The following is a 22,379-nucleotide window of genomic DNA, read 5'->3' on the forward strand; positions in this document are numbered from 1 at the left end:
CGAATTCGCCCTACAGTGGACCACGACCCACCAACCCCAAGCCGCATAACGACTGGACCACCAAACGGGTCCCCCTCAGTGAAACCACTGCCGGGCTCATAGTGGCGCGGACGATACCGGCAACGGGTGAAAAGTGTAGGCATTGGCGCCGGAACGCAGCTCACCGATTCCCCGACACCTTCGATCGCTGAGTTGATGCCGACCTCGCCGCCCTGGGCGACCGGCACCTGGCTGGATCGTCGGCGATGGGGTGGGAATACCTGCTGGTCACCGCGCGTAAACGCTGACCGTCACCGGCCGGGCTTGCCAGACTATACCCCCAGGGGTATGGTCTGGGTATGACGCATCACGACGTACTGACCGACCTGAACCCGCAACACCGCGCGCTGCGCACGATGATCCCCGACGTCTACCGCGGCTTCGGCGAGATGACCAAAGCCGCCATGGCGCCCGGCGCCCTGGACACCAACATCAAAGAACTCGTCGCCTTGGCCATCGGCGTCGTGCACGGCTGCGACGGCTGCATCGCCTCACACGCCAAAGCCGCCGCGCGCGCCGGCGCCACCAAAGAGCAGGCCGCCGAAGCGGTCGGGGTCGCCATCATGATGATGGGCGGGCCGGCCACCATCTACGGTGCCCGCGCCTACGACGCGTTCTGCGAATTCGCCGACGCCAGCGCGGCGGTCTAGCCGTGGTCGGGGATCAGGACAGCATCGCTGCCGTCCTCAACCGGCTGCGGCGCGCGCAGGGGCAGCTGGCCGGGGTCATCGCCATGATCGAACAAGGCCGGGACTGCAAGGATGTCGTCACGCAGCTGGCGGCGGTGTCGCGGGCGCTGGACCGTGCCGGGTTCAAGATCGTCGCGACCGGGCTGCGGGAATGCCTCAGCGGCGTCGCCGCCGACGGCAGCGCCCCGATGACCGAGGCCGAGCTGGAAAAGCTGTTCCTCGCCCTGGCCTAAGAACACGAGAGATAAGGAGTCGCTCATGGGTGTGGCGTTGTCGACCACCGTGCAGACCTCATTCGACGAGGCGGTGTCGCGAACCCGGGAAGCGCTGGCCCGACAGGGATTCGGCGTGCTGACCGAAATCGACCTGAAGGCAACCCTGAAAGCCAAACTGGGTGAGCAGATCGAGGATTATCTGATCTTGGGGGCGTGCAATCCCGGTCTCGCGCATCGGGCGGTCACCAGTTACCGTCCGATCGGGGTCCTGCTGCCGTGCAATGTGGTGGTGCGCGCCGACCCGGAGGCGCCGGACACCGTCATCGTCGACGCGATGGACCCGCGGCTGATGGCGCAGGTGACCGACGAGCCGGCGTTGACCGAGATCGCCGACCAGGTGGGTGCACTGCTGCACAACGCCCTGCGCGAGATCGCCGGCACCTAATCGGGTTGCGCGGACTCCGAGTCGGCCGCTAGGGTCGGCGATCGTGCGTCATCTTCTCGTAGTAGCCAGCACCCGCAGCGGGGTCTGATCCAGACCGACCCCCCGCTGTGGGTCGGACGCTACTACCCGTCGGTCACTTCACCCGAGCAGAGAAGACCGGCACATGAGCACCTCCACCGCTACCGTTATCGCCGACCGGTTCGGCGCCCCGCTGCCGCGTGGCCTCCGTGAACAGGTCGGCACACTGACCTGGGAGCGGTTCATCGTGACCTACGGACCGACCTCGGGTCCGGTGCGGCTAGGGCGGTGGGCCCACACCGGGCCGGGCAGCTATCAGGCTACCCTCGCCGTCGGTGACCACATCGACACCGCGACGGTCACCGCATGCGGCCCGCTGGCCGCGCTGACCGCGATGCTGCACGGGCGCGGCATCGCACTGGAGATGCTGCGCTTTCACCAGCTGACATCCGGCGACCACACCGCCACGTTCATCGAAGGCACCGACGGTCGCCGGGCGCGTTGGGCGATGGGCTGGTCGACCGATGCCACCGAATCGGCGTTGTCGGCGGTGATCGCCTGCGCCAACCGGCTGCAAGCGGGCTGATCCGACCCTGCGAGCGTGCGCAAAAACGGTGCGCGCCTCGGCGTGTCGGCCGGGGACACACACACTCGCGGGGGAAAGGGCTCGCGGGGGAAAGGGCTCGCGGGGGAAAGGGGGTGTGCGCGGGGAAGGGGGGTTACAGGGGGCGCAGCACCAAGGGCATGCCGTCCATCGGGATCGGCATGCCGCCGTAATCCCAGTGCGGCTGATAGCCCGGGTGGGCCAGCTCCAGCCGGTAGGAGCGCAGCATCCGGTGGATGACGGTTTTGACCTCCAGGCGGCCGAACACCATCCCGATGCACTTGTGCGCCCCGCCGCCGAACGGCGCCCAGGCGTAGCGGTGCTTCTTGTGCTCGGCGCGCGGCTCCAAGAACCGCTCCGGATCGAACTGGCGCGGGTTGGTGTACAGCTCGGGCAGCCAGTGGTTCATCCCCGGCCAGGTCACCACGTTGGTGCCGGCCGGCAGGTAGTGGCCCAGCAGGTCGGTGTCACGCACCGTCTGACGCATGTTGAACGGCAGCGGGGTCACCAGCCGCAGCGACTCGTCCATCACCAGATCCAGCGTCTCGAGCTTCTCCAGCGCCTCGATGTCCAGCGGGCCGTCACCCAGGCGCGCCGACTCGTCGCGGGCCCGCTCCTGCCACTCCGGGTGGGCGGCCAGGTGGTAGGCCATCGTGGTCACCGTCGAGGTGGTGGTGTCGTGTGCGGCCATCATCAAAAAGATCATGTGGTTGACGATGTCGGCGTCGGAGAAGCTGTTGCCGTCCTCATCTTCGGTGTGGCACAGCACGGTCAGCATGTCGGTGCCCTCGGCGCGGCGGCGCTCCTTGACCCGCTCGGCGAAGTAGTCCTCGAGTACCTTGCGGCCCTGCAGGCCCTGCCACCACTTGAACGGCGGCACCGAGGTCCGGATGATCGCGCCGCCGGCCCGGGTGGTCTGGCAGAACGCCTTATTCACCTTGGTCACCAGCGCGTGGTCGCTGCCCGGTTCGTGGCCCATGAACACCACCGAGGCGACGTCGAGGGTGAGCTCCTTCATCGCCGGGTACACCAGGAAGCGCGCGTCGTTGGTGGGCCAATCGGACACGATCGAGCTGGCGACCCGGTCGATGTGCTCGACGTAGCTGGCCAGCCGGGGCCGGGTGAACGCCTCCTGCATGATCCGCCGGTGCCCCATGTGCTCGTCGAAGTCGAGCATCATCAGGCCCCGGTTGAAGAACGGGCCGATGACCGGTTCCCAGCCCTTCTGCGAGTAGTCCTTCTTGCGGTTGGAAAAGATCGTCTGGGTGGCGTCGGGTCCCAGCGCCACGATCGACGGCAGGATCGGCGAATCAGCGAAGGTGACCGGGCCGCGGGTGTTGTACAGGAACAACGGGAAATCCGGACCCTGCCGGAACATCTCGACGATGTGCCCCAGAATCGGCAGGCCCGAATCGCCGACGATGGGCTTGAGGTCACTGCCCGGCGGCGGGTCGGCCAGCTTCTTTTGCGGCCAGTCCACTGCCAGCAGCCGCTTCTCCAGCAAACCCATGCCGGGGATGGTGTTCACCGTGGGAGTGAACCGGCGTTTGGCCTGATCGAGCAGGTATCGAGGGGTGCTGATCGTCGCCATCGAGGCTCCTTACCGGTTCTGGCAGCCGTCACTGGATCCCATCCTGACGGCGAGACTTGACGGCTGTCAAGTTTGCTTTTGGCGCCGGCGTGGCGCCGTCGGGTGGCCGGGGGTTGACCACGGATCAGGCGGTGCGGAGACCTACAGCGGACGCAGCACGATCGGCATGCCATCCACCGGAACGGGCATGCCCGCGTAGTCCCACTTCCCCCGGTATCCCGGATGCGGCAGCTCGATCCGGTACCGGCGCAACAACCGGTGCAGGATGGTCTTGACCTCCAGCCGGCCGAACGCCTGCCCGATGCACTTGTGCGCCCCGCCGCCGAACGGCGTATACGCGTAGCGGTGCTTCTTGTGTTCGTTGCGCGGCTCGGTGAACCGGTCGGGGTCGAACTTCAGCGGGTCCGTCCAGATCTCGGGTAGCCGATGGTTCATCCCGGGATAGGCGACGACGTTGGTGCCCGCGGGCAGGTAATAGCCCAGTAGGTCGGTGTCGCGCACGGTCTGACGCATTGCCCACTGCACCGGTGTCACGATCCGGATGGATTCGTCCATCACCAGATCCAGCGATTCCAGCTTCTCCAGCGATTCGATGTCCAGCGGGGCGTCGCCGAGCCGATCCGACTCGTCGCGGCAGCGGTCCTGCCACTCGGGGTCGGCGGCCAGGTGGTAGGCCATCGTCGTCGCCGTGGAGGTCGACGTGTCGTGGGCGGCCATCATCAAAAAGATCATGTGGTTGACGATGTCCTCGTCGCAGAAGCCGTTGCCGTCCTCGTCCTCGGCCTGACATAGCACCGTCAGCAGGTCGCTGCCGTCCTGGCCGCGACGCTCCTTGACGCGCTCACGGAAGTAGTTCTCCAGCAGTTCACGCGCCTTGAGCCCGCGCCACCAGGTGAACGGCGGCACCCTGGTGCGGATGATGGCATTGCCCGCGCGGGTGGTCACGGTGAACGCCTTGTTGACCTTGGTGACCAACTCGTGGTCGGTGCCCGGCTCGTGGCCCATGAACACCATGGAGGCGATGTCGAGCGTGAGTTCCTTCATTGCTGGATACAGCAGGAAACGCGCGTCGTTGACCACCCAGTCGTTCGCGACCACCTGCGAAACGACCCTGTCCATCTGTTCGACGTAGCCGACCAGCCGGGGGCGTACGAACGCCTCCTGCATGATCCGGCGGTGAAACAGGTGTTCGTCGAAATCCAGCAACATCAGGCCACGGTGAAAGAACGGCCCGATCACCGGGACCCAGCCCTGCTGCGAGAAGTCCTTGTTGCGGTTGGAGTAGATGATCTGTGCGGCATCGGGGCCCAGCGCTGCCACCGCCGGTAGCACCGGCGAGTCGCCGAAGATCACCGGACCCTTGGTTTGGTACAGCAACAGCAGGTAGTCCGGGCCGCCCCGCAGCATCTCGATGATGTGGCCGAGGATCGGCAGGCCCGCATCGCCGAGGACCGGCTTGAGGCCACTACCCGGCGGCGGATCGGCGAGCTTGCGCGGCGGGAACTCGGTGTTCAGCAGCCTACGTTCGACGGCAGCCATGCCGGGAAAATTGTTGAATGACGGAGTCAGTCGGCGCTTGGCCTGGTCGAGCAGGTAGTGCGGGGTGCTGATGGTCGCCATCGCTGCTCCTCACCGAATGTGGCAGCCGTCACTGAAACCCATCCTCGGGACACGCTTGACGGCTGTCAAGTTTCGTTTTCTGCTGGTGTGGTGCAAGGTCGAGGGGTGAACATCCAGCAGGCCGCCCGGCGGACCGGCGATCAGGCATCGGCTGCAGCGGCCCCGACCCGGCGCGGCGACCGGCAGCGGCAGGCGATCCTGCAGGCGGTCCGTGAACTGCTGCAGGAACAGCCGTTCGCCGAGCTGTCGGTGAGCACCATTAGCGACCGGGCCGGGGTGGCCCGGTCCGGGTTCTACTTCTACTTCGACTCCAAGTACGCGGTGCTAGCTCAGATCCTCGGCGAGGCTACCCACGAGCTCGAAGAGCTCACCCACTACTTCGCGCCGCGGGGCGAAGACGAGTCGCCGGCGGCGTTCGCCAAGCGGATGGTGGGCAGCGCGGCCGCTGTCTACGCCCATAACGACCCGGTGATGTCGGCGTGCAATGTCGCCCGCAATACCGACGCCGAGATCCGCAAGATCCTCGATGCCCAGATCGACACCGTGATCGACCAGATCGTCGCCATCGTGCAAGAGGAGATCAAGTCCGGCACCGCCCACCCGATCAGCGACGACATCCCGGCCCTGGTACGCACCCTGGGGGTGACCACCGCGCTGATGCTCTCCGGCGATAGCACCTTCTTGGGACCCGACGGCGACGTGGAGCGCGGCGTGCGGGTGCTCGAGGCGCTGTGGCTGCACGGGTTGTGGGGCGGCGCCGGCGCCGACACACTTGACGGTTAGCCGCCCCGCTTTCCGGTACCGCCGGTATCGTCTCCCTCCGTGGCTGCACCGGCGACGATGCAGAGCGGAGCGATGAGGAGGAGCGGTGCCGATGACTCGGCTTGCGCAGCACTACTCGGGTAAGCGGTGTTTTATCACCGGAGCGGCCAGCGGCATCGGGCGCGCCACCGCGTTGCGGCTGGCTGCGTTGGGCGCCGAGCTGTACCTGACCGACCGCAACGCCGAGGGGTTGGCCGACACCGTCGCCGACGCCCAGGCGCTGGGCGCGCAGGTGCCCGAGCACCGGGTGCTCAACATCGCCGACTACGACGAGGTCGCCGCGTTCGCCGCCGATATCCACGGCCGGCACCCGGCCATGGACATCGTGATGAACATCGCCGGCGTGTCGGCGTGGGGCACCGTCGACCGGCTGTCCCACGAACAGTGGAGCAAGATGGTCGCGATCAACCTGATGGGCCCAATCCACGTCATCGAGGAGTTCCTGCCCCCGATGGTGGCCGCCGGGCGGGGCGGGCAGCTGGTCAACGTGTCCTCGGCCGCCGGCCTGGTCGCGCTGCCCTGGCACGCCGCCTACAGCGCCAGCAAATACGGGCTGCGCGGGGTGTCGGAGGTGCTGCGCTTCGATTTGGCCCGGCACCGCATCGGGGTATCGGTGGTGGTGCCCGGCGCGGTGAAGACCCCGCTGGTCAACACCGTCGAAATCGCCGGCGTGGATCGCGAGGATCCCAACGTGGACCGCTGGGTGGCCCGGTTCGCCGGTCACGCGGTGTCCCCGGAGAAGGCGGCCGACAAGATCCTGGCCGGGGTGGCCAAAAACCGCTACCTGATCTACACCTCGGCCGACATCCGGGCGCTGTACGCGTTCAAGCGGCTGGCCTGGTGGCCCTACAGCGTCGCGATGCGGCAAGTCAACGTGGTGTTTAGCCGGGCGCTGCGCCCCGGTGCACCCACCCGTTAGCGCGTGCCCCAGTCCCACGCCGGGGTGTTAAGCAGGCCCAGCCCGGCGACCCGGGTCTCGCCGAAATCCTTGTAGAGCTCAACTTCCGCCGCGTCGGCGTCGAGGAACTCCAGCAACGATCGGGCGTGGGTGACCACCACCACCTGGGTCTGGGTGGCGGCGGCGCGGATCAGCCCGGCCAGCGGCGCGACCAGATCCGGGTGCAGCGAGGTCTCTGGCTCGTTGAGCACCATCAGCGACGGCGGCTGCGGGCTGAGGAGCGCGGCCGCCCACAGCAGGAATCGCAGGGTGCCGTCGGAGAGTTCGGCCGCCCGCAACGCCCGCAGCATGCCGCGCTGGTGCAGCTGCAGGTCGAACAGCCCGTCGGTGACCGCGACCGACACCGTGGCGCCGTCGAACGCGGCGGCGACCGCGCGCGCCAGCTCGTCGCCGCCGGATTCGATGATGGTTTGCACCGCGGCGGCCAGATCGGCGCCGTCGTCGCAGAGCACCGGCGTGCGGGTGCCGACCTGCGGGCGCCGTGCCGGGGCGCCGCCGTCGACCCGGAAACCGTCGTAGAACCGCCAGCCGCGCAACCGGTCCCGCACCGCCGACAGTTCCGGATGCGCGGCGGGGTGGGCGAATTCGGCCAGCACGCTGCGGTAGGTCGGCAACGCGCGGGACAGCTGCTCGAAACCGGGGTCGCCGCTGGCTTCGGCGACCCCGCGGGTGCGGCGCACCAGCGTGGCGCCGCGGCGCAGCACCGGGCCGGCGAACACCGCCTCCCGTTTGATCTCCGGATCGTGTACGAACGCCGACTCGGCGCCGGGATTCTGCGGCAGGCCCAGGTCCACCAGATAGCCGAAATCGTCGGCGGCGAACCCCAATTCCAGCGACACCGGCCGGGTGCGGCGGGTGCCCTGGCTGGTTCCGGTGCGCCGGGCGCCGCCGAGTTGCTCGGGCCCGGCCCACAACACCGACTCGAGTCCGCCCTCCCGGGCCAGCGAGCCGATCACCTGGCCGGCGCCGCAGTCGGCCAGCAGCCGCAACGCCCGGTACAGCGAGGATTTGCCGGTGCCGTTGGCGCCGGTGACGACGGTGAGCCGCCCCAGCGGCAGCACCACCTCCCGCAGCGAGCGGTAGCCGCGCACCGCCACCGTCGACAACATGCCCGCAGGCTATCGGGCCTTGGTGACAGCCGCAGTAGCGGATCCGGTTTAGGTGCGCCGCCAGTCGCGACAGCGGCGCAGGGAGAGGGGAAAGGCCGCTCAGCGTAGCTCGTAGCGAATCGGCAGGTGCTTGAGCCCACCGACGAATGTGGTTGCGATGAGTTCCGGTTCTCCGTTCAGCTCAACGGATTTCAGCCTCGGTAGCAGTTCGGCAAAGAAGCTGCCCACCTCCAAGCGGGCCAGCGCGGCGCCCAGACAGAAATGTACGCCGTAGCCGAATGCCAGGTGCTTATTGGGATCCCGTCCGATGTCGAAGCGGAATGGGTCAGCAAACACCTCCTCGTCGCGGTTGGCCGAGGCGTAGGACAAATACACCGCTTCGCCTTTGGCAATGGGCACACCGCGGACGGCGGTGTCCGCGGTGGCGGTGCGCATGAATTCTTTGACCGGGGTAACCCAGCGGATCATCTCCTCCACAGCGGTGGGCATCAGGCCGGGGTTATCGGCCAGCCGCTGCGGCTGGTCGGGGTTGTCGATCAGCGCCCACAGTCCACCGGAAATGGTGGCGCTGGTGGTGTCGTGACCGGCGGTGGCGATGAGCACGTAATAGGAGGCGGTGTCGATATCCGACAGCGGTTCCCCGTCGACGCGGGCATTGGCGATCGCCGACGCCAGGTCCTCGCCGGGCTGTGCACGCCGGGACGCGGTCAGGGTGTTGAAGTAGCCGAAGAAGTCAAGCAATACCTGCAGCAGCTCTTCGGGGGTGGTGCCGCGCCGAAACTCACCGTCGTCGCCGCCGAACAACCCTTGCGGCACCGTCGATGATCGGTGTGCTCATTTCTCTCCTCTGCTGACGGGCTGGGTTGTTGACGCGGCGACCGCGTCGGTAAGCAGTCGGGCGTGAAGGTTGATGTAGTCGGCGCGAGAGAGGGTGACATCACCGCCCGCCAGCGCGGCGGCGGCGTCGGCTTGCCCGCCGACCAGCACGAGGATGGCCATCGTCAGCCGAGACCGGGTGCGGTTATTCATCTTGCCGACGACGGCGCTGACTTGTGCGGCGACGAAGTCGGCGTAACGGCGCACGGCGGCACGTTTGCGCTCGGCGACGGCAAGGTTTCCCACCGATTCGGCATAGAGCCGGGCTTTGCGCGGGTCGCTGATGATGGCGTCGTAGAAGATTGCCAAGGCGGCGCTCGCGCGGTCGAAGAGGTCCGGAGTGCAGGCCTCCACGGTGGCGATGGTGTCGCTGATGACCTCATCGATGACGCTGTCGAAGACCGCGGTGAGCAGTTCGTCGCGGTTGCCGAAGTGCTCGTAAAAATAGCGCTGGGTCAACCCGGCACGTTTGCATACGGTGTTCATCCGCAGCTGCGCGACGCCGACCTCGCCGATCTCCTCCAGGGCTGCCTCGACCAGCGTCGCTCGACGCTCCGCGAGACGTTCGTCGGCGCTGATGCCGCGGAAGGGTCGGGACACGGTGGCCATACCGGCAATGTTGACACAACACTGTTCCTGACACAATACTGTGTCAATTCTTGTCGGACCGTGGCGTGCTCGGCCAGAGCGCAGGAGCCCAGCGAAAGGCTGAAGGATATGGATGTCGCACAACGCTTCCAGGCGCTGGTCGACCGGGATGAGTCGCCGACGCTCGATGAGCTCGACGAGGTGTACGACGCAGCCGAAGCGATCGGGGTTGAGGGTGTTCTCGGCGAGTGGGCGGGCGGGATATTTGGTCTGGGCCATCCCGTCGAGGCGCAACTCGAGGCGATCAGGTGGGCCGGAAAGTCGTTCGCCGGCCCCGACGACGTGGCGCCGATCGTCTGCTTCGACGAATCGGGGCAACGGTTCGCCAACCCCAGTTTCGGTGGCGCGCGCTTGACGATGCGCGACTACCGCGGGAGCGCAACCGCGACCATGGTCTACCAAGACCTACCGATGGCCGATCACTTCCGGCGGATCTCCGACACCATCTTGATCGGCGCGATGGAAACTCCTGGCCAGAAGCGTCCGGGCTACTTCTATCTGACCAAACTCACGGCCCCGCAACGGCCACGCGACCTTGCGTTCGTCGCGAGCACACCGCCGCGCGCCGCGACCGCCGCCGTTCTGCATGAGGCGGGCGCGCCGTTCGCCCTCGCCGCCGTTGAGATCGAAGCGCCGCGGCCCGACGAGGTGCTGGTGCGGATCGAAGCGTCCGGCATCTGCCACACCGACCTCGTCGTGGCCGGGATGGCAACGCCGCAGCAGCTGCCCCTGGTGCTCGGCCATGAGGGCGCCGGAATCATCGAATCGGTCGGCTCGGAGGTCACCGACCTGCACCCCGGTGACCGAGTCGTCCTCAGCTACGCCTGGTGCGGGAACTGTCGAAACTGCCGCCGCGACCGGATGGCGTATTGCGCACGATCCAACCTGCTGAACCTCAGTGGGGTTCGCCTGGACGGCAGCGGGGGCGCCCGGCTCGGCGAGACACCGGTGCGCGCGCGGTTCTGCGGCCAGTCTTCCTTTGCCACCTACGCGCTGGCCGCCGCGCACACCGTCGTGCCGGTGCCCGACGACGTCCCGTTCGAAGTACTGGCTCCACTGGGCTGCGGTGTGCAAACGGGCGCCGGAACCGTCCTCAACACATTGCAGCCCGAACCGGGCTCCTCGATCGCGGTCTTCGCCGCCGGATCGGTCGGGCTGTCGGCGGTCATGGCCGCCAAAGTGGCCGGTTGTGACCAGATCATCGCCGTCGACCCCAATGCGCAGCGCCGGGAACTCGCTGTCGCGCTCGGGGCGACGACCGCGGTCGATCCCGCCGACGCCAAACGGGTAACTCGCCACGGCGTGGACTACGCAATCGACTGCATCGGCAAACCCGGGGTGATCCGGGCGGCGCTCGCCGGCTTGGCATCTTCCGGTGTGTGCGCCACCGTCGGCCTGCAGGGAACGTGCACGCCCATTGAGGTGGATCAAGCCAAGCTTGTCGGCACGGGGCAGACCCTGCGCGGCGTCGTCGAAGGTGAGGCAGTGCCGCGAACCTTCATCCCGCGCCTGATCCAGCTGTACAAAAACGGCCAACTACCGGTCGAGCGGATCGTCACGACGTTTCCTCTCGAGCGCATCAATGACGCGATTGCGGCTACCCGGCACGGCACGGTAGTCAAAGCCGTTTTGATCCCCTAGCCGGGGACCCCGACCGGTTCAGCCGTTTGATGCGAGCCCACAGGACCGCCTTGGGAGTGTCGTACATCTGCAACTCGCGCATGCAGTCATCAAGGCGATGCGGGTTGTCCCGCAGGTAGTCGATGGCCTTGCTTAGATCGTCAACGATGGCCGACCGGTAAGCGGACTCGGCCTTGGCGATGGCCCGGTTCAGCAGGTCTGGGCCGGGCTCCATCATGGCCAGGTCGATGACATCGCGGCTGAACACCGCACGTTCGGACCATCGGTCGGAGTTGGCCAGCAGCTTGCTGGCAGCCATATCCAGGTCGGTCAGCGTCGTAACCCCGCAGATGCTGTCGCCCGCACGCGGTGTCTCCAATCCGATCCGGCCCTCGAAAACAATCTCGAACTTGATCGTTTCGCCGTCAGCGTCGAGCAAAGTTCTGATGCCGTACTGATCCGTCACGACGGGCCGCAGCGTGGTTACCGGTCGGCAGGTCAGCGCGTTGAATCCTTCTGGCCTGCGGACCTGCTCGCGCAGGTCGCTGTACCCGGATTTATCGGAGACGAGGAAGTCGATATCCACGGATTCGCGGTACTCGCGGTGCCGCAGTGCGATCGCAGTGCCGCCGCCGAAGTAGCAACTCGACGCCGCCAGGAGTTCGGCGTCGAGTGCGTCGAGGATGCTGGCAATCCGAACATGATGCGTTCGCTCAAACAAGGAGGACCCCTGCACTGTGCGCGTCGGCCAGTTGCTGAACGAAGGCGCGTTCCTCGTCGCTCATTGCGGCTTGGTCCACGTGGCGCCAGTTGCGTTCGTACAGTTGTAGTGCCTCGACGCCGGTAAGTTCGGTCTCGGCGCGCAGCTGCCACGCGATCGCGTGCAGTTGCGGGAAGTCCCCCACGCGAACCGTCGTCTCCGGTGCATCTTGCCCAGGTGCTGCTTCATGCGCCGGTCGGCGGCGATGCTGCGGCTCATCGAGCGTCAGCCGCAGCCCCAGGGCCGCGGCCGCGTTCAGGTAGGCGCCGATCGTCACCGCAGGTGACCCGGCCTCGATGCGGTGCAAGGTAACCCGTGACATTCCTGCTGCTTCGGCGGTGGTCACGGCGCTGACACCGAGGGCCAGCCGCCGGTTGCGAAGCTCGCCACCGAGCTCGGTCAGCACACCCTTGGTGTGTTCCGCCACGGCAGGGTTCCGTGAAGGCATGTATCTCATTGTATACACGCCGCAGCCGCCAAGTGGCGCTATCCGGGCAGGCTGACCGGGCTCACCGTCGGCTTTACTCCGGCGGCATGGCCAGCTCCAGGCGCACCCCGAGCAGCCGGACCGGGCGGTCCACGTCGAACAACTCGAGCACCTGCACGGCGGTGGCGGTGATCAGGTCGGCATCGGTGCCGGGCGCCGGCAGTTTGCGGATCTTGGTGCGGGTGTAGAAGGTGGCGGTGCGCACGGTGACCGCGACCCGGGTGACGACCCGCTGCTGCTCGATCACCTCGGCCAGCGTGCGGTGCGCCAATTCGGTGACGGCCGCACGCATTTCGGCCGGATCGGTCAGGTCGCGGGGGAACGTCACGACGTGGCTGCGCGAGCGCGGCACCCACGGGTCGGTGCGCACCTCGCTGTCGCCGCCGCCCTTGGCGAGCAGCAGCAGCCACAGCCCGGTGCGCGGCCCGAACGTCGCGGTGAGCAGCTCGGCGTCGGTGTGCGCCAGCTGCCGCACGGTGCTGATCTCCAGGGCGGCAAGGCGTTTCGCGGTCTGGGCACCCACGCCCCACAGCGCGTCGACGCCGCGTTCACCCATCACGTCCATCCAGTTGGCGTCGGTGAGCTGGTAGATCCCGGCCGGTTTGGCGAACCCGGTGGCGACCTTGGCGCGCTGCTTGTTGTCGCTGATGCCCACCGAGCAGTCCAGGCCGGTCTCGGCGGCGATCACGGCGCGGATTTGCTCGGCCAGCGCCAGCGGGTCGGCCACCTCGGCGCCGACGAACGCCTCATCCCAACCCCACACCTCCACCGGGTGCCCCAGGTCGCGCAGCAGGCCCATCACCTGCTGTGAGGCCTCGTCGTAGGCGGCCGGATCCGAGGGCAGGAAGGTTGCCTCGGGGCAGCGGCGGACGGCGGTGCGCAGCGGCATCCCGGCGTGCACCCCGTACTCGCGGGCCGGATACGACGCGCAGGTGACCACCTTGCGCGCCTCGGTGGGATCGCCGTTGCCGCCGACGATCACCGGCCGCCCGGCCAGTTCGGGATGGCGGCGCAGCTCCACCGACGCCAGGAACTGGTCCAAGTCGACGTGCAGGATCCAGCTCATCGCCCGCAGAGCTTGCGCGCCAAGCTCTCCCACGCGTCGCCCAGCGCTTCCAGGGTCTGGTCGGGCTCGGTCAGCCGATGCTCGACGTAGTCGACATCCAGCAGCGCCAGCAGCGCGTCGGTCTGGGCGTCCAGGTCGCCGCCGGTGCCCGCGGCGGCCAGCAACATCCGCACGTGGGTGCGGTGCACCGCGGCCGGGGCGCTGCTGCGGGTCTGCGGATCGCGGTTGGCCTCCGACAGCAGGGTGTGATGGGCGTGCACGAAACACAGCCGCGCCCGACCGAACGCCAGCAGCCGATCCAGGGGTGGCGCGTCCGGGCCCAGCGGTGGCGGGCCGAACAGGAACGCCCGCTGGTTGGCCCGCTCGTCGTCGTCGAGCAGCACCAGCATCAGCCCGGCGCGGCTGCCGAACCGGCGGAACACCGTGCCCTTGCCGACGCCGGCGGCCGCGGCGATGTCGTCCATGCTGACCGCGTCCGCGCCGCGCTCGGCGACCAGCCGCCGCGCCGCATCCAGGATCAGGGCCCGGTTGCGGGCGGCGTCGCCGCGCTCCGGCGGCCCGGCGTCGGAGACCGGCAACGTCGGCAATCCGTCCACCCTCACAACGTGTACTCTAGCCTGGCCGGAATAAACCGGACTGCGGTCCGGTTCGATCGTGCGAAGATGTACACCAACAACCGAAGGGAACTGTTTCATGTCGGACATCAAGGTCTTGGCGTTGGTGGGCAGCCTGCGCGCCGAGTCGGTCAACCGCCAGATCGCCGAGTTGGCGGCCGACATCGCCCCGGACGGGGTGACCGTCACCGTCTTCGACGGCCTCGGTGAGCTGCCGTTCTACAACGAGGACATCGACACACCGGCGGACACCCCGGCGGCGGTCACCGTGCTGCGCGAGGCGGCCGCGGCGGCCGACGCCGCCCTGGTGGTCACCCCGGAATACAACGGCAGCATTCCCGCGGTGCTCAAGAACGCGATCGACTGGCTGTCCCGACCGTTTGGCAACAGCGCGCTCAAGGACAAGCCGCTGGCGGTGATCGGCGCGGCGCTGGGCCAATACGGCGGGGTGTGGGCGCACGACGAGACCCGCAAATCGTTCGGCATCGCCGGACCGCGGGTGGTGGACGCGATCAAGTTGTCGGTGCCGCTGAAGTCGCTGGACGGCGCACATCCGGCCGAACACGCCCAACTGGTCGCCGACGTGCGCGACGTTCTCGGCAAGCTGGTCGCCGAGGTGGACTGACCGCGGTAATGCCCGCGAGATCGACGTGAGCGCGGAAATGTCCGAGTACGACCCGCGCTCACGTCAATCTCGGCGTGTGGCGTGTGATGCCGACCGCGGCGTTCAGCGTTCCCACAGCGGCGCCGGGGCATGCTGTGACCGACAGCGACGAACCGGGAGGTGGCCGTGGCAGGGCGGGTAGCCCGGGCGCTGACGCTCCTCGGGCGGTTCAACCCCCTGCACGCCAGCGTGCGCACCCGCTCGGCGCTGGCGGCCGCGGTGGTGATGACGATCTGTTTGGCCCTGGCCTGCGGGGTGCTGCTGTTGGTGCTGTACCTGTCGCTGGCCTACACCGGCCACACCGCGGCCGCGGCCCGCGCCGAGCGCATCGGCACCCAGTTGCGCACCGATGCGCCGCGGGACCTGGACCCCTCCCTGTTGGTGACCGACGGCCAGATCGCGGCGGTCCAGGTCGTCGACGCCGACGGGAAGGTGGTGGCCGCCTCCACCGGTGCGCTCGGTAGGCCGCTGACGTCGCTGTCGCTGAGCGACGGGCAGGTGCGCCGGCTGCGGGTCAAGAGCCAGCACATCGAGTACTGGGTGGCGGCCCGCGGCGTTGCGACCGCCGGCGGGACCGCCACCATCCTGGTCGGCGTGGAGCGCGAGCCGGTGGAAACCATCGTCGATATCGTGGGCATCCTGCTGGCCATCGGGGCGCCGTTCATCGTCGCGTTGGTGGCGGTGGCCACCTACCGGCTGGTGGGGGCGGCGCTGCGGCCGGTGGAGGCGATCCGCGCCCAGGTGGCGTCGATGTCGAGCACCGATCTGCGACAGCGGGTCCCGGTACCGCACACCCGGGACGAGATCGCCCAGCTGGCCCGGACCATGAACGCGATGCTCTACCGGTTGGAACGCGGCCGGGACACCCAACTGCGGCTGGTCAGCGACGCCTCCCACGAACTGCGCAGCCCGCTGGCCACCATCACCACCGCCCTCGAGCTGGCCGCCGGGCGGCCCGACCTGATCGACGCCGACCTGATCGACGAATCCCTGCTGCCCGAAGCCCGCCGGATGAACCAGCTGATCGACGACCTGCTGCTGCTGGCCCGCTCGGATGAGGGTGCGATGGGCCTGCGCCACGACGACGTCGACGTCGACGATCTGCTGCTGGCCGAGGCGAGCCGGCTGGCCGGCCTGGGCGCGGTGGACACCGTGACCGACATCCAGCCGTGCCGCACGGTGGGCGACCGGGCGGCGCTGGCCCGGGTGGTGCGCAACCTGGTCGACAATGCGGCGCGCCACACCGGCGGCACGGTCACGCTGGGCTGCCGGCCGGAATCGGGTCAGGTCGTCATCCGCGTCGGCGACGACGGTCCCGGCATTCCGCTGCCGGACCGGGCCCGGGTCTTCGAGCGGTTCGTGCGGCTGGATGCCGCGCGCGCCCGCGCGTCGGGGGGAACCGGGCTGGGCCTGGCCATCGTCGCGCAGGTGGTGCGCTCCCACCACGGCACCGTCACGGTGGGCGACGCGGACGGGGGCGGCGCGGTGTTCACCGTCACGCTGCCGCTGCAAACCGAGGCCGGTCAGGTATCCGAGAGCAGCCGGTAGCCGACGCCGCGCACCGTTTCGATGGTGGCCACCTGAAACGGTGCGTCGATCTTGCGCCGCAGGTAGCCGATGTAGACCTCGACGACGTTGTCGTCGCCCTCGTAGTTGGAATCCCAGACCGAGCGCAGGATCTGGGTTTTGGTGACCACCTCGTCGCGGTGGCGCAGCAAGAACTCCAGCACCCCGTACTCGCGCGGGGTCAAGTTGATGACCGTCTCGCCGCGGGTCACCCGGCGGCGGGCCGGATCCAGCGCCAGCGTGCCCGCGGTCAGCACGGTCGGGCGGGCCGGGGCGCCGCGGCGCAGCAGCGCGCGCAGCCGCGCCACCAGCACGACGAAGGAGAACGGCTTGGTCAGGTAGTCGTCGGCGCCGATATCGAACGCGTCGGCCAGGTCGTATTCGCCGTCCTTGGCTGAGAGCATCAGCACCGGCGTCCACACCTGCCGGGCCCGCAGCTCGCGCAGCACCTGGTAGCCGCTGAGCCCGGGCAGCATGATGTCGAGCACCACCACGTCGAAGTCGCCGGTGGTGGCCGCCGCCAGCCCGTCCAGGCCGTCGTGTTCGACGTCGACGACGAATCCCTCGGCGACCAGGCCGCGACGCACCGTCTCGGCCAGCCGGGTTTCGTCCTCGACCAGCAGGACCCGCACCCCGCCCCCTTTCGCTCTGTCGCCCCAGTAGAGCAGATGGTCGACGGCTTCTCAGCGTCCCCACAGCGCCCACCCGCCAGTCTGGCCGCAGAGCCAAGGATTTGGAGGTCGGCAATGATTGACGCACTCAACCCCGGCACGCTGATCGCGACGTTTGGGCTGGTCGGCCTGCTGGCCGTGGTGTTCATCGAAACCGGCCTGCTGCTGGGGTTCTTTCTGCCGGGGGACTCGTTGCTGTTCACCGCCGGCATCTTGGCCGCCCAACAGCATCCCGCGATGCCGTTGTGGCTGCTGCTGCTCACCGTTCCGGTCGCGGCCGGCGCCGGTGACCAGTGCGGCTTCCTGATCGGGGCCAAGGCGGGGCCGGCGGTGTTCGAGCGACCTAGCGCCAAACGGATGGGGCCGCAGCACCTGGCCCGCGCCCAGGAATTCTTCGACCGGTACGGTCCGGTGGCCGTGTTGTTGGCCCGCTTCATCCCGGTGGCGCGCACCGTGGTCCCGGTGCTGGCCGGCGCCTCCCGGATGCCGCACCGCACCTTTTTGGGCTACAACGTGGTCGGCGCGCTGGCCTGGGGCGCTGGCGTCCCGCTGTTGGGCTACCTGCTCGGCGGGATCGCGTTCGTCGGCGACCACCTGGAAATGATCTTCACCGCGGTCGTGGTGGTCTCGGTGCTGCCGCTGGTGGCCGGCTACGCCCGCGACCGGATCCGCCGTGCGCTGGCCGCGCCCGCGGCGCTGCCCCGGCCGCTGCGCGAACCGGCGCTGGCCCACCAGCGGTAAGCCGTCCCCGCTGACTTTGCTGGCCCGCGGCGGGCTCGGCGGCGTCAGCGAGGTTGTCGGTGGCCGGTGATAGACCTGGTGTCATGACGAGCGGCAGCAATAAATGTGATCTGCGACACGCCGTGCGGCACGCCGCCGCGAGGCTTACGACCTGGGAATTTCACGAATGTTGTTCAGAACATCTTGTATTACTTCTCAACGTGACCCACTAGGTGTAGTGTTTTGAGCACCGCCAGACCACAAGATCCACCCGGACGGCGGGCCGGCAAGTCGGTCACGAGATGACAATCGACACGGTCCTCCGAACGGGGAATTTCGCGGCCCGACGGTCCGCTGAATACCAGTGCGTAGGCAGTGCCCGACCCGTTACCCGTCCGTTGTCAAATTTCGCTGAGGAGCTGTGACGTCGATGACCATCACCGTGTACACCAAGCCCGCATGCGTGCAGTGCAACGCCACCTACAAGGCGTTGGACAAACAGGGCATTGCCTACCAGAAAGTCGACATCAGCGTGGACTCGGAGGCCCGGGACTACGTGATGGCGCTGGGGTATCTGCAGGCACCGGTGGTGGTGGCCGGCGACGAGCACTGGTCGGGGTTCCGGCCCGACCGGATCAAGGCGCTCGCGGAGACCGCGCTCAGCGCCTAATCGGTGGTGTGTGCGCGGGGCAACCACCCCCGCGTGCGGGGGAACACTAAGGAGGTCGTGATGCAGTCTGGCGGTTTGGTGTACTTCTCCTCGGTCTCGGAGAACACCCACCGCTTCGTGCAGAAGCTGGGTCTTCCCGCGACCCGGATCCCGCTGCACGGCTGCATCGAGGTGCACCAGCCCTATGTGCTGGTGCTGCCCACCTACGGCGGCGGGCACAAGACCCCGAACATCAACGACGGGGCCTACGTCCCCAAGCAGGTCATCAAGTTTTTGAACAACGAACACAACCGGGCGTTGCTGCGCGGCGTCATCGCCGCCGGCAACAACAACTTCGGTGCGGAGTTCTGTTACGCCGGCGAGGTGATCTCGCGCAAGTGCGGGGTGCCGTACCTGTACCGCTTCGAATTGATGGGGACCGCCGAGGACGTGGAGACCGTCCGCGCGGGTTTGGCTGACTTCTGGAAGGACGACACGTGTCACCAACGGCCGCAACTGCAGAGCCTGTAACGACGTCCGCGCACGCCGCGGAGCAGGGCGAGACGGATTACCACGCTCTCAACGCGATGCTGAATCTGTACGACGCGGACGGCAAGATCCAGTTCGATAAGGACCGCGAGGCCGCCCACCAGTACTTCCGCGAGCACGTCAACCAGAACACGGTGTTCTTCCACGACCTCGACGAGAAGCTGGACTACCTGATCCAGAAGAACTACTACGAGCGTGAGGTGCTCGACCAGTATTCGCGCAACTTCGTCAAGGAGCTGCTAGGACGCGCCTACGCCAAGAAGTTCCGGTTCCCGACGTTTCTGGGTGCGTTCAAGTACTACACCTCCTACACGCTGAAAACCTTTGACGGCAAACGCTATCTGGAGCGGTTCGAGGACCGGGTGGTGATGGTCGCGCTGACCCTGGCCTCCGGGGACACCGTGCTGGCCGAAAAGCTGGTCGAGGAGATCATCGACGGCCGGTTCCAGCCGGCCACCCCGACATTCTTGAACTCCGGGAAAAAGCAACGCGGCGAGCCGGTTTCGTGTTTTTTGTTGAGAATTGAAGATAATATGGAGTCGATCGGCCGGTCGATCAACTCCGCGCTGCAGCTGTCCAAGCGCGGCGGGGGAGTGGCGTTGCTGCTCAGCAACATTCGCGAACACGGCGCGCCGATCAAGAACATCGAGAACCAGTCCTCGGGCGTCATCCCGATCATGAAGCTGCTGGAGGACTCGTTCTCCTACGCCAACCAGCTGGGCGCGCGTCAGGGCGCCGGCGCGGTGTACCTGCACGCCCACCACCCCGACATCTACCGGTTCTTGGACACCAAACGGGAAAACGCCGACGAGAAGATCCGGATCAAGACACTCTCGCTGGGCGTGGTGATCCCCGACATCACCTTCGAGCTGGCCAAGAAGAACGAGGACATGTATTTGTTCTCGCCCTATGACGTCGAACGGGTCTATGGGCTGCCGTTCGCCGACATCTCGGTCACCGAGAAGTACTACGAGATGGTCGATGACTCGCGCATCCGCAAGTCGAAGATCAAGGCGCGGGAGTTCTTCCAGACACTGGCCGAGCTGCAGTTCGAGTCGGGCTACCCGTACATCATGTACGAGGACACCGTCAACCGGGCCAACCCGATCGACGGCAAGATCACCCACTCCAACCTGTGCTCGGAGATCCTGCAGGTGTCCACCCCGTCGGAGTTCAACGACGACCTGTCGTATGCCAAGGTGGGCAAGGACATTTCCTGCAACCTGGGGTCGCTGAACATCGCCAAGACGATGGACTCGCCGGACTTCGCGCAAACCATCGAGGTGGCGATCCGGGCGCTGACCGCGGTCAGCGACCAGACCCACATCACCTCGGTGCCGTCGATCGAGCAGGGCAACAACGATTCCCACGCCATCGGGCTGGGGCAGATGAACCTGCACGGCTACCTGGCGCGCGAAGGCATCTTCTACGGATCCGACGAGGGTGTGGACTTCACCAACATCTACTTCTACACCGTGTGCTACCACGCACTGCGGGCGTCGAACCGCATTGCGATCGAACGGGGCACCCACTTCAAGGGTTTCGAGAAATCCAAGTACGCCACCGGGGAGTTCTTCGACAAGTACACCGAGCAGGTGTGGGAACCGAAAACGGAAGCTGTTCGGCAGTTGTTTTCCAAAGCCGGCATCCGCATCCCCAACCAGGACGACTGGCGTCGGCTCAAGGCCTCGGTGGCCGAGCACGGCATCTACAACCAGAACCTGCAGGCGGTGCCGCCGACCGGGTCGATTTCCTACATCAACCACTCGACGTCCTCGATCCACCCGATCGTGTCCAAGGTGGAGATCCGCAAGGAAGGCAAGATCGGCCGCGTCTATTACCCGGCGCCGTATATGACCAACGACAACCTGGAGTACTACCAGGACGCCTACGAGATCGGCTACGAGAAGATCATCGACACCTACGCCGCGGCCACCCAGCACGTGGACCAGGGGTTGAGTCTGACGCTGTTCTTCAAGGACACCGCCACCACCCGCGATGTGAACAAGGCGCAGATCTACGCCTGGCGCAAGGGGATTAAGACGCTGTACTACATCCGGCTGCGGCAAATGGCGCTGGAAGGCACTGAGGTGGAGGGTTGCGTCAGCTGCATGCTATGACTCCGGCGTCCCCGTCGCGACCGTGAAAGTCCCGACGTACGGTCGGCGTGTCGCGTCGCCGATTTCACTGTCGGCGGGGCTGGGCGAGGGGCAGGATCAGCTCTCGCGAGCCCGTTCCGCGTGCAGCGCCTTCACGCGTCGCTGCTCGCGCAGCACGTCTTGGTAGCTTTCGCGTTCGGTGATCAGCCAATCCGGTTTCTCTTCGAGCAGCTGGTTGATCTGCTCGGTGGTCAGCGCATTGCCGACGCCGCCCCGCGTGAGACCGGCGATCGAGACGCCCAGCTTGGCGGCCACCAGGTTCTTGGGGTGCGGCCCGTTCTTGCGGAGGTCCTTGAGCCACTGCGGCGGGTCGGCCTGCAGGGCGGCGAGTTCGGCACGGGTGATCGGGTTCTCCTGGAACTCCGCAGGCGTCGCCGGCAGGTACACGTCCAGCTTCTTCGCCGCCGTGGCGGGTTTCATGGACTGCGCGTTCGGCCTGCTCATGCGACCAGCGTATCGGTAGCCTGAGGCGGTGACCCCGCTGTCCCTGACCCTCGGGTACGTTCCCGGCGGGACACCCGCGAAGTGGGCTCGGATCTGGGCGGAGCGCCACCCCGGGGTCCCGCTGCAGCTGTGCGGTGTCGCCGCGGCGGACGCGGCCGCCGCGGTGCGGGCCGGCGCCGTCGACGTGGCGTTGCTGCGGCTGCCCGCCGACACGGCTGGGCTGGCCGTCATTCCCCTCTACGAGGAGACAACCGTGGCCGTCGTGCCGACCGACCACATTCTCAGTGCCGTCGACGAGATCACCGCCGCGGACCTCGACGGCGAGCCGATGCTGCTGCCACTCGACAACGTCGTCGCCTGGGCTTGCACCGTCGGTATCCCGGTCGACCACCGACCCGAAACCACCAAGGAAGCAATAGAACTCGTGGCCGCCGGGGTCGGCGCGCTGGTGGTGCCACAGTCGTTGGCGCGGCTGTATCACCGCAGGGATCTCACCTATCGCCCGATCACCGACGCGCCCAGCTGCCCCGTCGCGCTCGCGTTCCCGGACGGGCCGCAGCCGGCATTGGTCGAGGAGTTCATCGGCATTGTGCGGGGCCGCAAACCCGGTTCGTCGCGGGGGCAGACCCAGCCGGCACCGAAACGCACCGCGCGGGAGAAGACCCTCGCCAAACAGGCCGCACGGGCCGCGGCGGGCAAGGTCGCCCGCAAGCCGGGCCGGGCCGGACGCGGTCGACGCTGACCCACCACGGCGAGCGTCGACTGTGCGGGTTGAT

The 22,379-nt window shown here is 67.5% G+C and carries 24 protein-coding genes and 1 pseudogene; 14 read left to right on the forward strand and 11 right to left on the reverse strand.

The annotated features are described in order from the left end of the window. Positions 1-338: 338 nt before the first annotated feature. From ACAG26_RS22785 to ACAG26_RS22800, 4 genes are all read left to right on the forward strand, one after another. Positions 339-689, forward strand: coding sequence for a carboxymuconolactone decarboxylase family protein (locus ACAG26_RS22785; RefSeq protein WP_370485351.1), 351 nt, complete (start codon positions 339-341; stop codon positions 687-689). 2 nt (positions 690-691) lie between these two features. Then, entirely contained in the window at positions 692-961 is a 270-nt protein-coding gene (locus ACAG26_RS22790) for a metal-sensitive transcriptional regulator (protein WP_370485352.1), read from the forward strand. A 25-nt stretch (positions 962-986) separates the two neighbouring features. Beyond that, on the forward strand, positions 987-1,388 hold the full coding sequence (locus ACAG26_RS22795; RefSeq protein WP_370485353.1) for a DUF302 domain-containing protein: 402 nt from the start codon (positions 987-989) through the stop codon (positions 1,386-1,388). Positions 1,389-1,551: 163 nt separating this feature from the next. Further along, positions 1,552-1,992 carry a homocitrate synthase gene (locus tag ACAG26_RS22800; RefSeq protein WP_370485354.1) on the forward strand — a complete coding sequence of 147 codons (441 nt, stop codon included), beginning with the start codon at positions 1,552-1,554 and terminating at the stop codon, positions 1,990-1,992. 133 nt (positions 1,993-2,125) lie between these two features. Here the strand turns inward: ACAG26_RS22800 and ACAG26_RS22805 are convergent, their stop codons facing one another. Both ACAG26_RS22805 and ACAG26_RS22810 read right to left on the reverse strand, forming a co-directional pair. Next, on the reverse strand, positions 2,126-3,601 hold the full coding sequence (locus tag ACAG26_RS22805; protein ID WP_370485355.1) for a cytochrome P450: 1,476 nt from the start codon (positions 3,599-3,601) through the stop codon (positions 2,126-2,128). A gap of 141 nt (positions 3,602-3,742) precedes the next feature. Beyond that, the gene (locus ACAG26_RS22810) at positions 3,743-5,221 is read right to left on the reverse strand and encodes a cytochrome P450 (RefSeq protein WP_370485356.1); all 1,479 of its coding nucleotides are present in this window, start codon (positions 5,219-5,221) and stop codon (positions 3,743-3,745) included. Between the two features lie 111 nt (positions 5,222-5,332). On the opposite strand from ACAG26_RS22810, the gene ACAG26_RS22815 reads away from it, so the two are divergent. Beyond that, the gene (locus ACAG26_RS22815) at positions 5,333-6,004 is read left to right on the forward strand and encodes a TetR/AcrR family transcriptional regulator (protein ID WP_370485424.1); all 672 of its coding nucleotides are present in this window, start codon (positions 5,333-5,335) and stop codon (positions 6,002-6,004) included. Between the two features lie 91 nt (positions 6,005-6,095). Beyond that, positions 6,096-6,962, forward strand: a complete 867-nt coding sequence (locus ACAG26_RS22820; RefSeq protein WP_370485357.1) for an SDR family oxidoreductase — start codon at positions 6,096-6,098, stop codon at positions 6,960-6,962. Here ACAG26_RS22820 and ACAG26_RS22825 read toward each other — a convergent pair. The 3 genes and pseudogenes from ACAG26_RS22825 to ACAG26_RS22835 all read right to left on the reverse strand — a co-directional run bounded on the left by ACAG26_RS22825 (position 6,959) and on the right by ACAG26_RS22835 (position 9,595). Then, a complete protein-coding gene (locus ACAG26_RS22825; protein WP_370485358.1) occupies positions 6,959-8,110 on the reverse strand; it encodes an AAA family ATPase in 1,152 nt (383 codons plus the stop codon). The two genes, ACAG26_RS22820 and ACAG26_RS22825, sit on opposite strands and share 4 nt — an antisense overlap. A 99-nt stretch (positions 8,111-8,209) precedes the next feature. After that, positions 8,210-8,920 (reverse strand): annotated as a pseudogene (locus tag ACAG26_RS22830) (cytochrome P450); the annotation flags it as partial. Between the two features lie 24 nt (positions 8,921-8,944). Further along, complete coding sequence (locus ACAG26_RS22835; protein WP_370485359.1) at positions 8,945-9,595, reverse strand: TetR/AcrR family transcriptional regulator; 651 nt, start codon at positions 9,593-9,595, stop codon at positions 8,945-8,947. Positions 9,596-9,703: 108 nt separating this feature from the next. Between ACAG26_RS22835 and ACAG26_RS22840 the strand changes: the two genes are divergently transcribed. Continuing rightward, the gene (locus tag ACAG26_RS22840) at positions 9,704-11,275 is read left to right on the forward strand and encodes an alcohol dehydrogenase catalytic domain-containing protein (RefSeq protein WP_370485360.1); all 1,572 of its coding nucleotides are present in this window, start codon (positions 9,704-9,706) and stop codon (positions 11,273-11,275) included. Here the strand turns inward: ACAG26_RS22840 and ACAG26_RS22845 are convergent. From ACAG26_RS22845 to ACAG26_RS22860, 4 genes are all read right to left on the reverse strand, one after another. Continuing rightward, entirely contained in the window at positions 11,253-11,990 is a 738-nt protein-coding gene (locus tag ACAG26_RS22845; RefSeq protein WP_370485361.1) for a nucleotidyl transferase AbiEii/AbiGii toxin family protein, read from the reverse strand. The two genes, ACAG26_RS22840 and ACAG26_RS22845, sit on opposite strands and share 23 nt — an antisense overlap. Next, positions 11,968-12,441, reverse strand: coding sequence for a helix-turn-helix domain-containing protein (locus tag ACAG26_RS22850; protein WP_370485362.1), 474 nt, complete (start codon positions 12,439-12,441; stop codon positions 11,968-11,970). The genes ACAG26_RS22845 and ACAG26_RS22850 overlap by 23 nt, the downstream gene beginning before the upstream one ends. A gap of 94 nt (positions 12,442-12,535) precedes the next feature. Beyond that, positions 12,536-13,567, reverse strand: coding sequence for a DNA polymerase IV (locus tag ACAG26_RS22855; protein ID WP_370485363.1), 1,032 nt, complete (start codon positions 13,565-13,567; stop codon positions 12,536-12,538). After that, positions 13,564-14,169 (reverse strand): TetR/AcrR family transcriptional regulator, encoded by a 606-nt coding sequence (locus ACAG26_RS22860; RefSeq protein ID WP_370485364.1) that lies wholly within the window; start codon positions 14,167-14,169, stop codon positions 13,564-13,566. Before ACAG26_RS22860 ends, ACAG26_RS22855 begins: the two co-directional genes overlap by 4 nt. Before the next feature lie 91 nt (positions 14,170-14,260). On the opposite strand from ACAG26_RS22860, the gene ACAG26_RS22865 reads away from it, so the two are divergent. Both ACAG26_RS22865 and ACAG26_RS22870 read left to right on the forward strand, forming a co-directional pair. Then, a complete protein-coding gene (locus ACAG26_RS22865; protein WP_370485365.1) occupies positions 14,261-14,806 on the forward strand; it encodes an NAD(P)H-dependent oxidoreductase in 546 nt (181 codons plus the stop codon). 264 nt (positions 14,807-15,070) lie between these two features. Then, a complete protein-coding gene (locus tag ACAG26_RS22870; RefSeq protein WP_370485425.1) occupies positions 15,071-16,393 on the forward strand; it encodes a sensor histidine kinase in 1,323 nt (440 codons plus the stop codon). On the opposite strand, the gene ACAG26_RS22875 is transcribed toward ACAG26_RS22870, so the two are convergent. After that, positions 16,369-17,043: a response regulator transcription factor gene (locus ACAG26_RS22875; protein WP_370485366.1), complete on the reverse strand. Its 675-nt coding sequence runs from the start codon at positions 17,041-17,043 to the stop codon at positions 16,369-16,371. The genes ACAG26_RS22870 and ACAG26_RS22875 overlap by 25 nt on opposite strands. A gap of 114 nt (positions 17,044-17,157) precedes the next feature. Here ACAG26_RS22875 and ACAG26_RS22880 point away from each other — a divergent pair, with 114 nt between their 5' ends. The 4 genes from ACAG26_RS22880 (at position 17,158) to nrdE (ending at position 21,120) form a co-directional block, all read left to right on the forward strand. Beyond that, on the forward strand, positions 17,158-17,823 hold the full coding sequence (locus ACAG26_RS22880; protein ID WP_370485367.1) for a DedA family protein: 666 nt from the start codon (positions 17,158-17,160) through the stop codon (positions 17,821-17,823). Positions 17,824-18,232: 409 nt separating this feature from the next. Continuing rightward, the gene (locus ACAG26_RS22885; RefSeq protein ID WP_071023135.1) at positions 18,233-18,472 is read left to right on the forward strand and encodes a redoxin NrdH; all 240 of its coding nucleotides are present in this window, start codon (positions 18,233-18,235) and stop codon (positions 18,470-18,472) included. A gap of 60 nt (positions 18,473-18,532) precedes the next feature. Then, entirely contained in the window at positions 18,533-18,982 is a 450-nt protein-coding gene (nrdI, locus tag ACAG26_RS22890) for a class Ib ribonucleoside-diphosphate reductase assembly flavoprotein NrdI (RefSeq protein ID WP_370485368.1), read from the forward strand. Next, positions 18,949-21,120 (forward strand): class 1b ribonucleoside-diphosphate reductase subunit alpha, encoded by a 2,172-nt coding sequence (gene nrdE / locus ACAG26_RS22895; protein ID WP_370485369.1) that lies wholly within the window; start codon positions 18,949-18,951, stop codon positions 21,118-21,120. The genes nrdI and nrdE overlap by 34 nt, the downstream gene beginning before the upstream one ends. Before the next feature lie 96 nt (positions 21,121-21,216). Here nrdE and ACAG26_RS22900 read toward each other — a convergent pair whose 3' ends face one another. Beyond that, positions 21,217-21,603 carry a DUF5997 family protein gene (locus ACAG26_RS22900; protein WP_370485370.1) on the reverse strand — a complete coding sequence of 129 codons (387 nt, stop codon included), beginning with the start codon at positions 21,601-21,603 and terminating at the stop codon, positions 21,217-21,219. A gap of 28 nt (positions 21,604-21,631) precedes the next feature. On the opposite strand from ACAG26_RS22900, the gene ACAG26_RS22905 reads away from it, so the two are divergent. Further along, positions 21,632-22,345, forward strand: a complete 714-nt coding sequence (locus ACAG26_RS22905; protein ID WP_370485371.1) for a LysR substrate-binding domain-containing protein — start codon at positions 21,632-21,634, stop codon at positions 22,343-22,345. The last annotated feature ends 34 nt before the right edge of the window (positions 22,346-22,379 follow it).

The sequence above is a fragment of the Mycobacterium sp. pUA109 genome (genome assembly GCF_041287095.1).
Lineage (GTDB): Bacteria > Actinomycetota > Actinomycetes > Mycobacteriales > Mycobacteriaceae > Mycobacterium.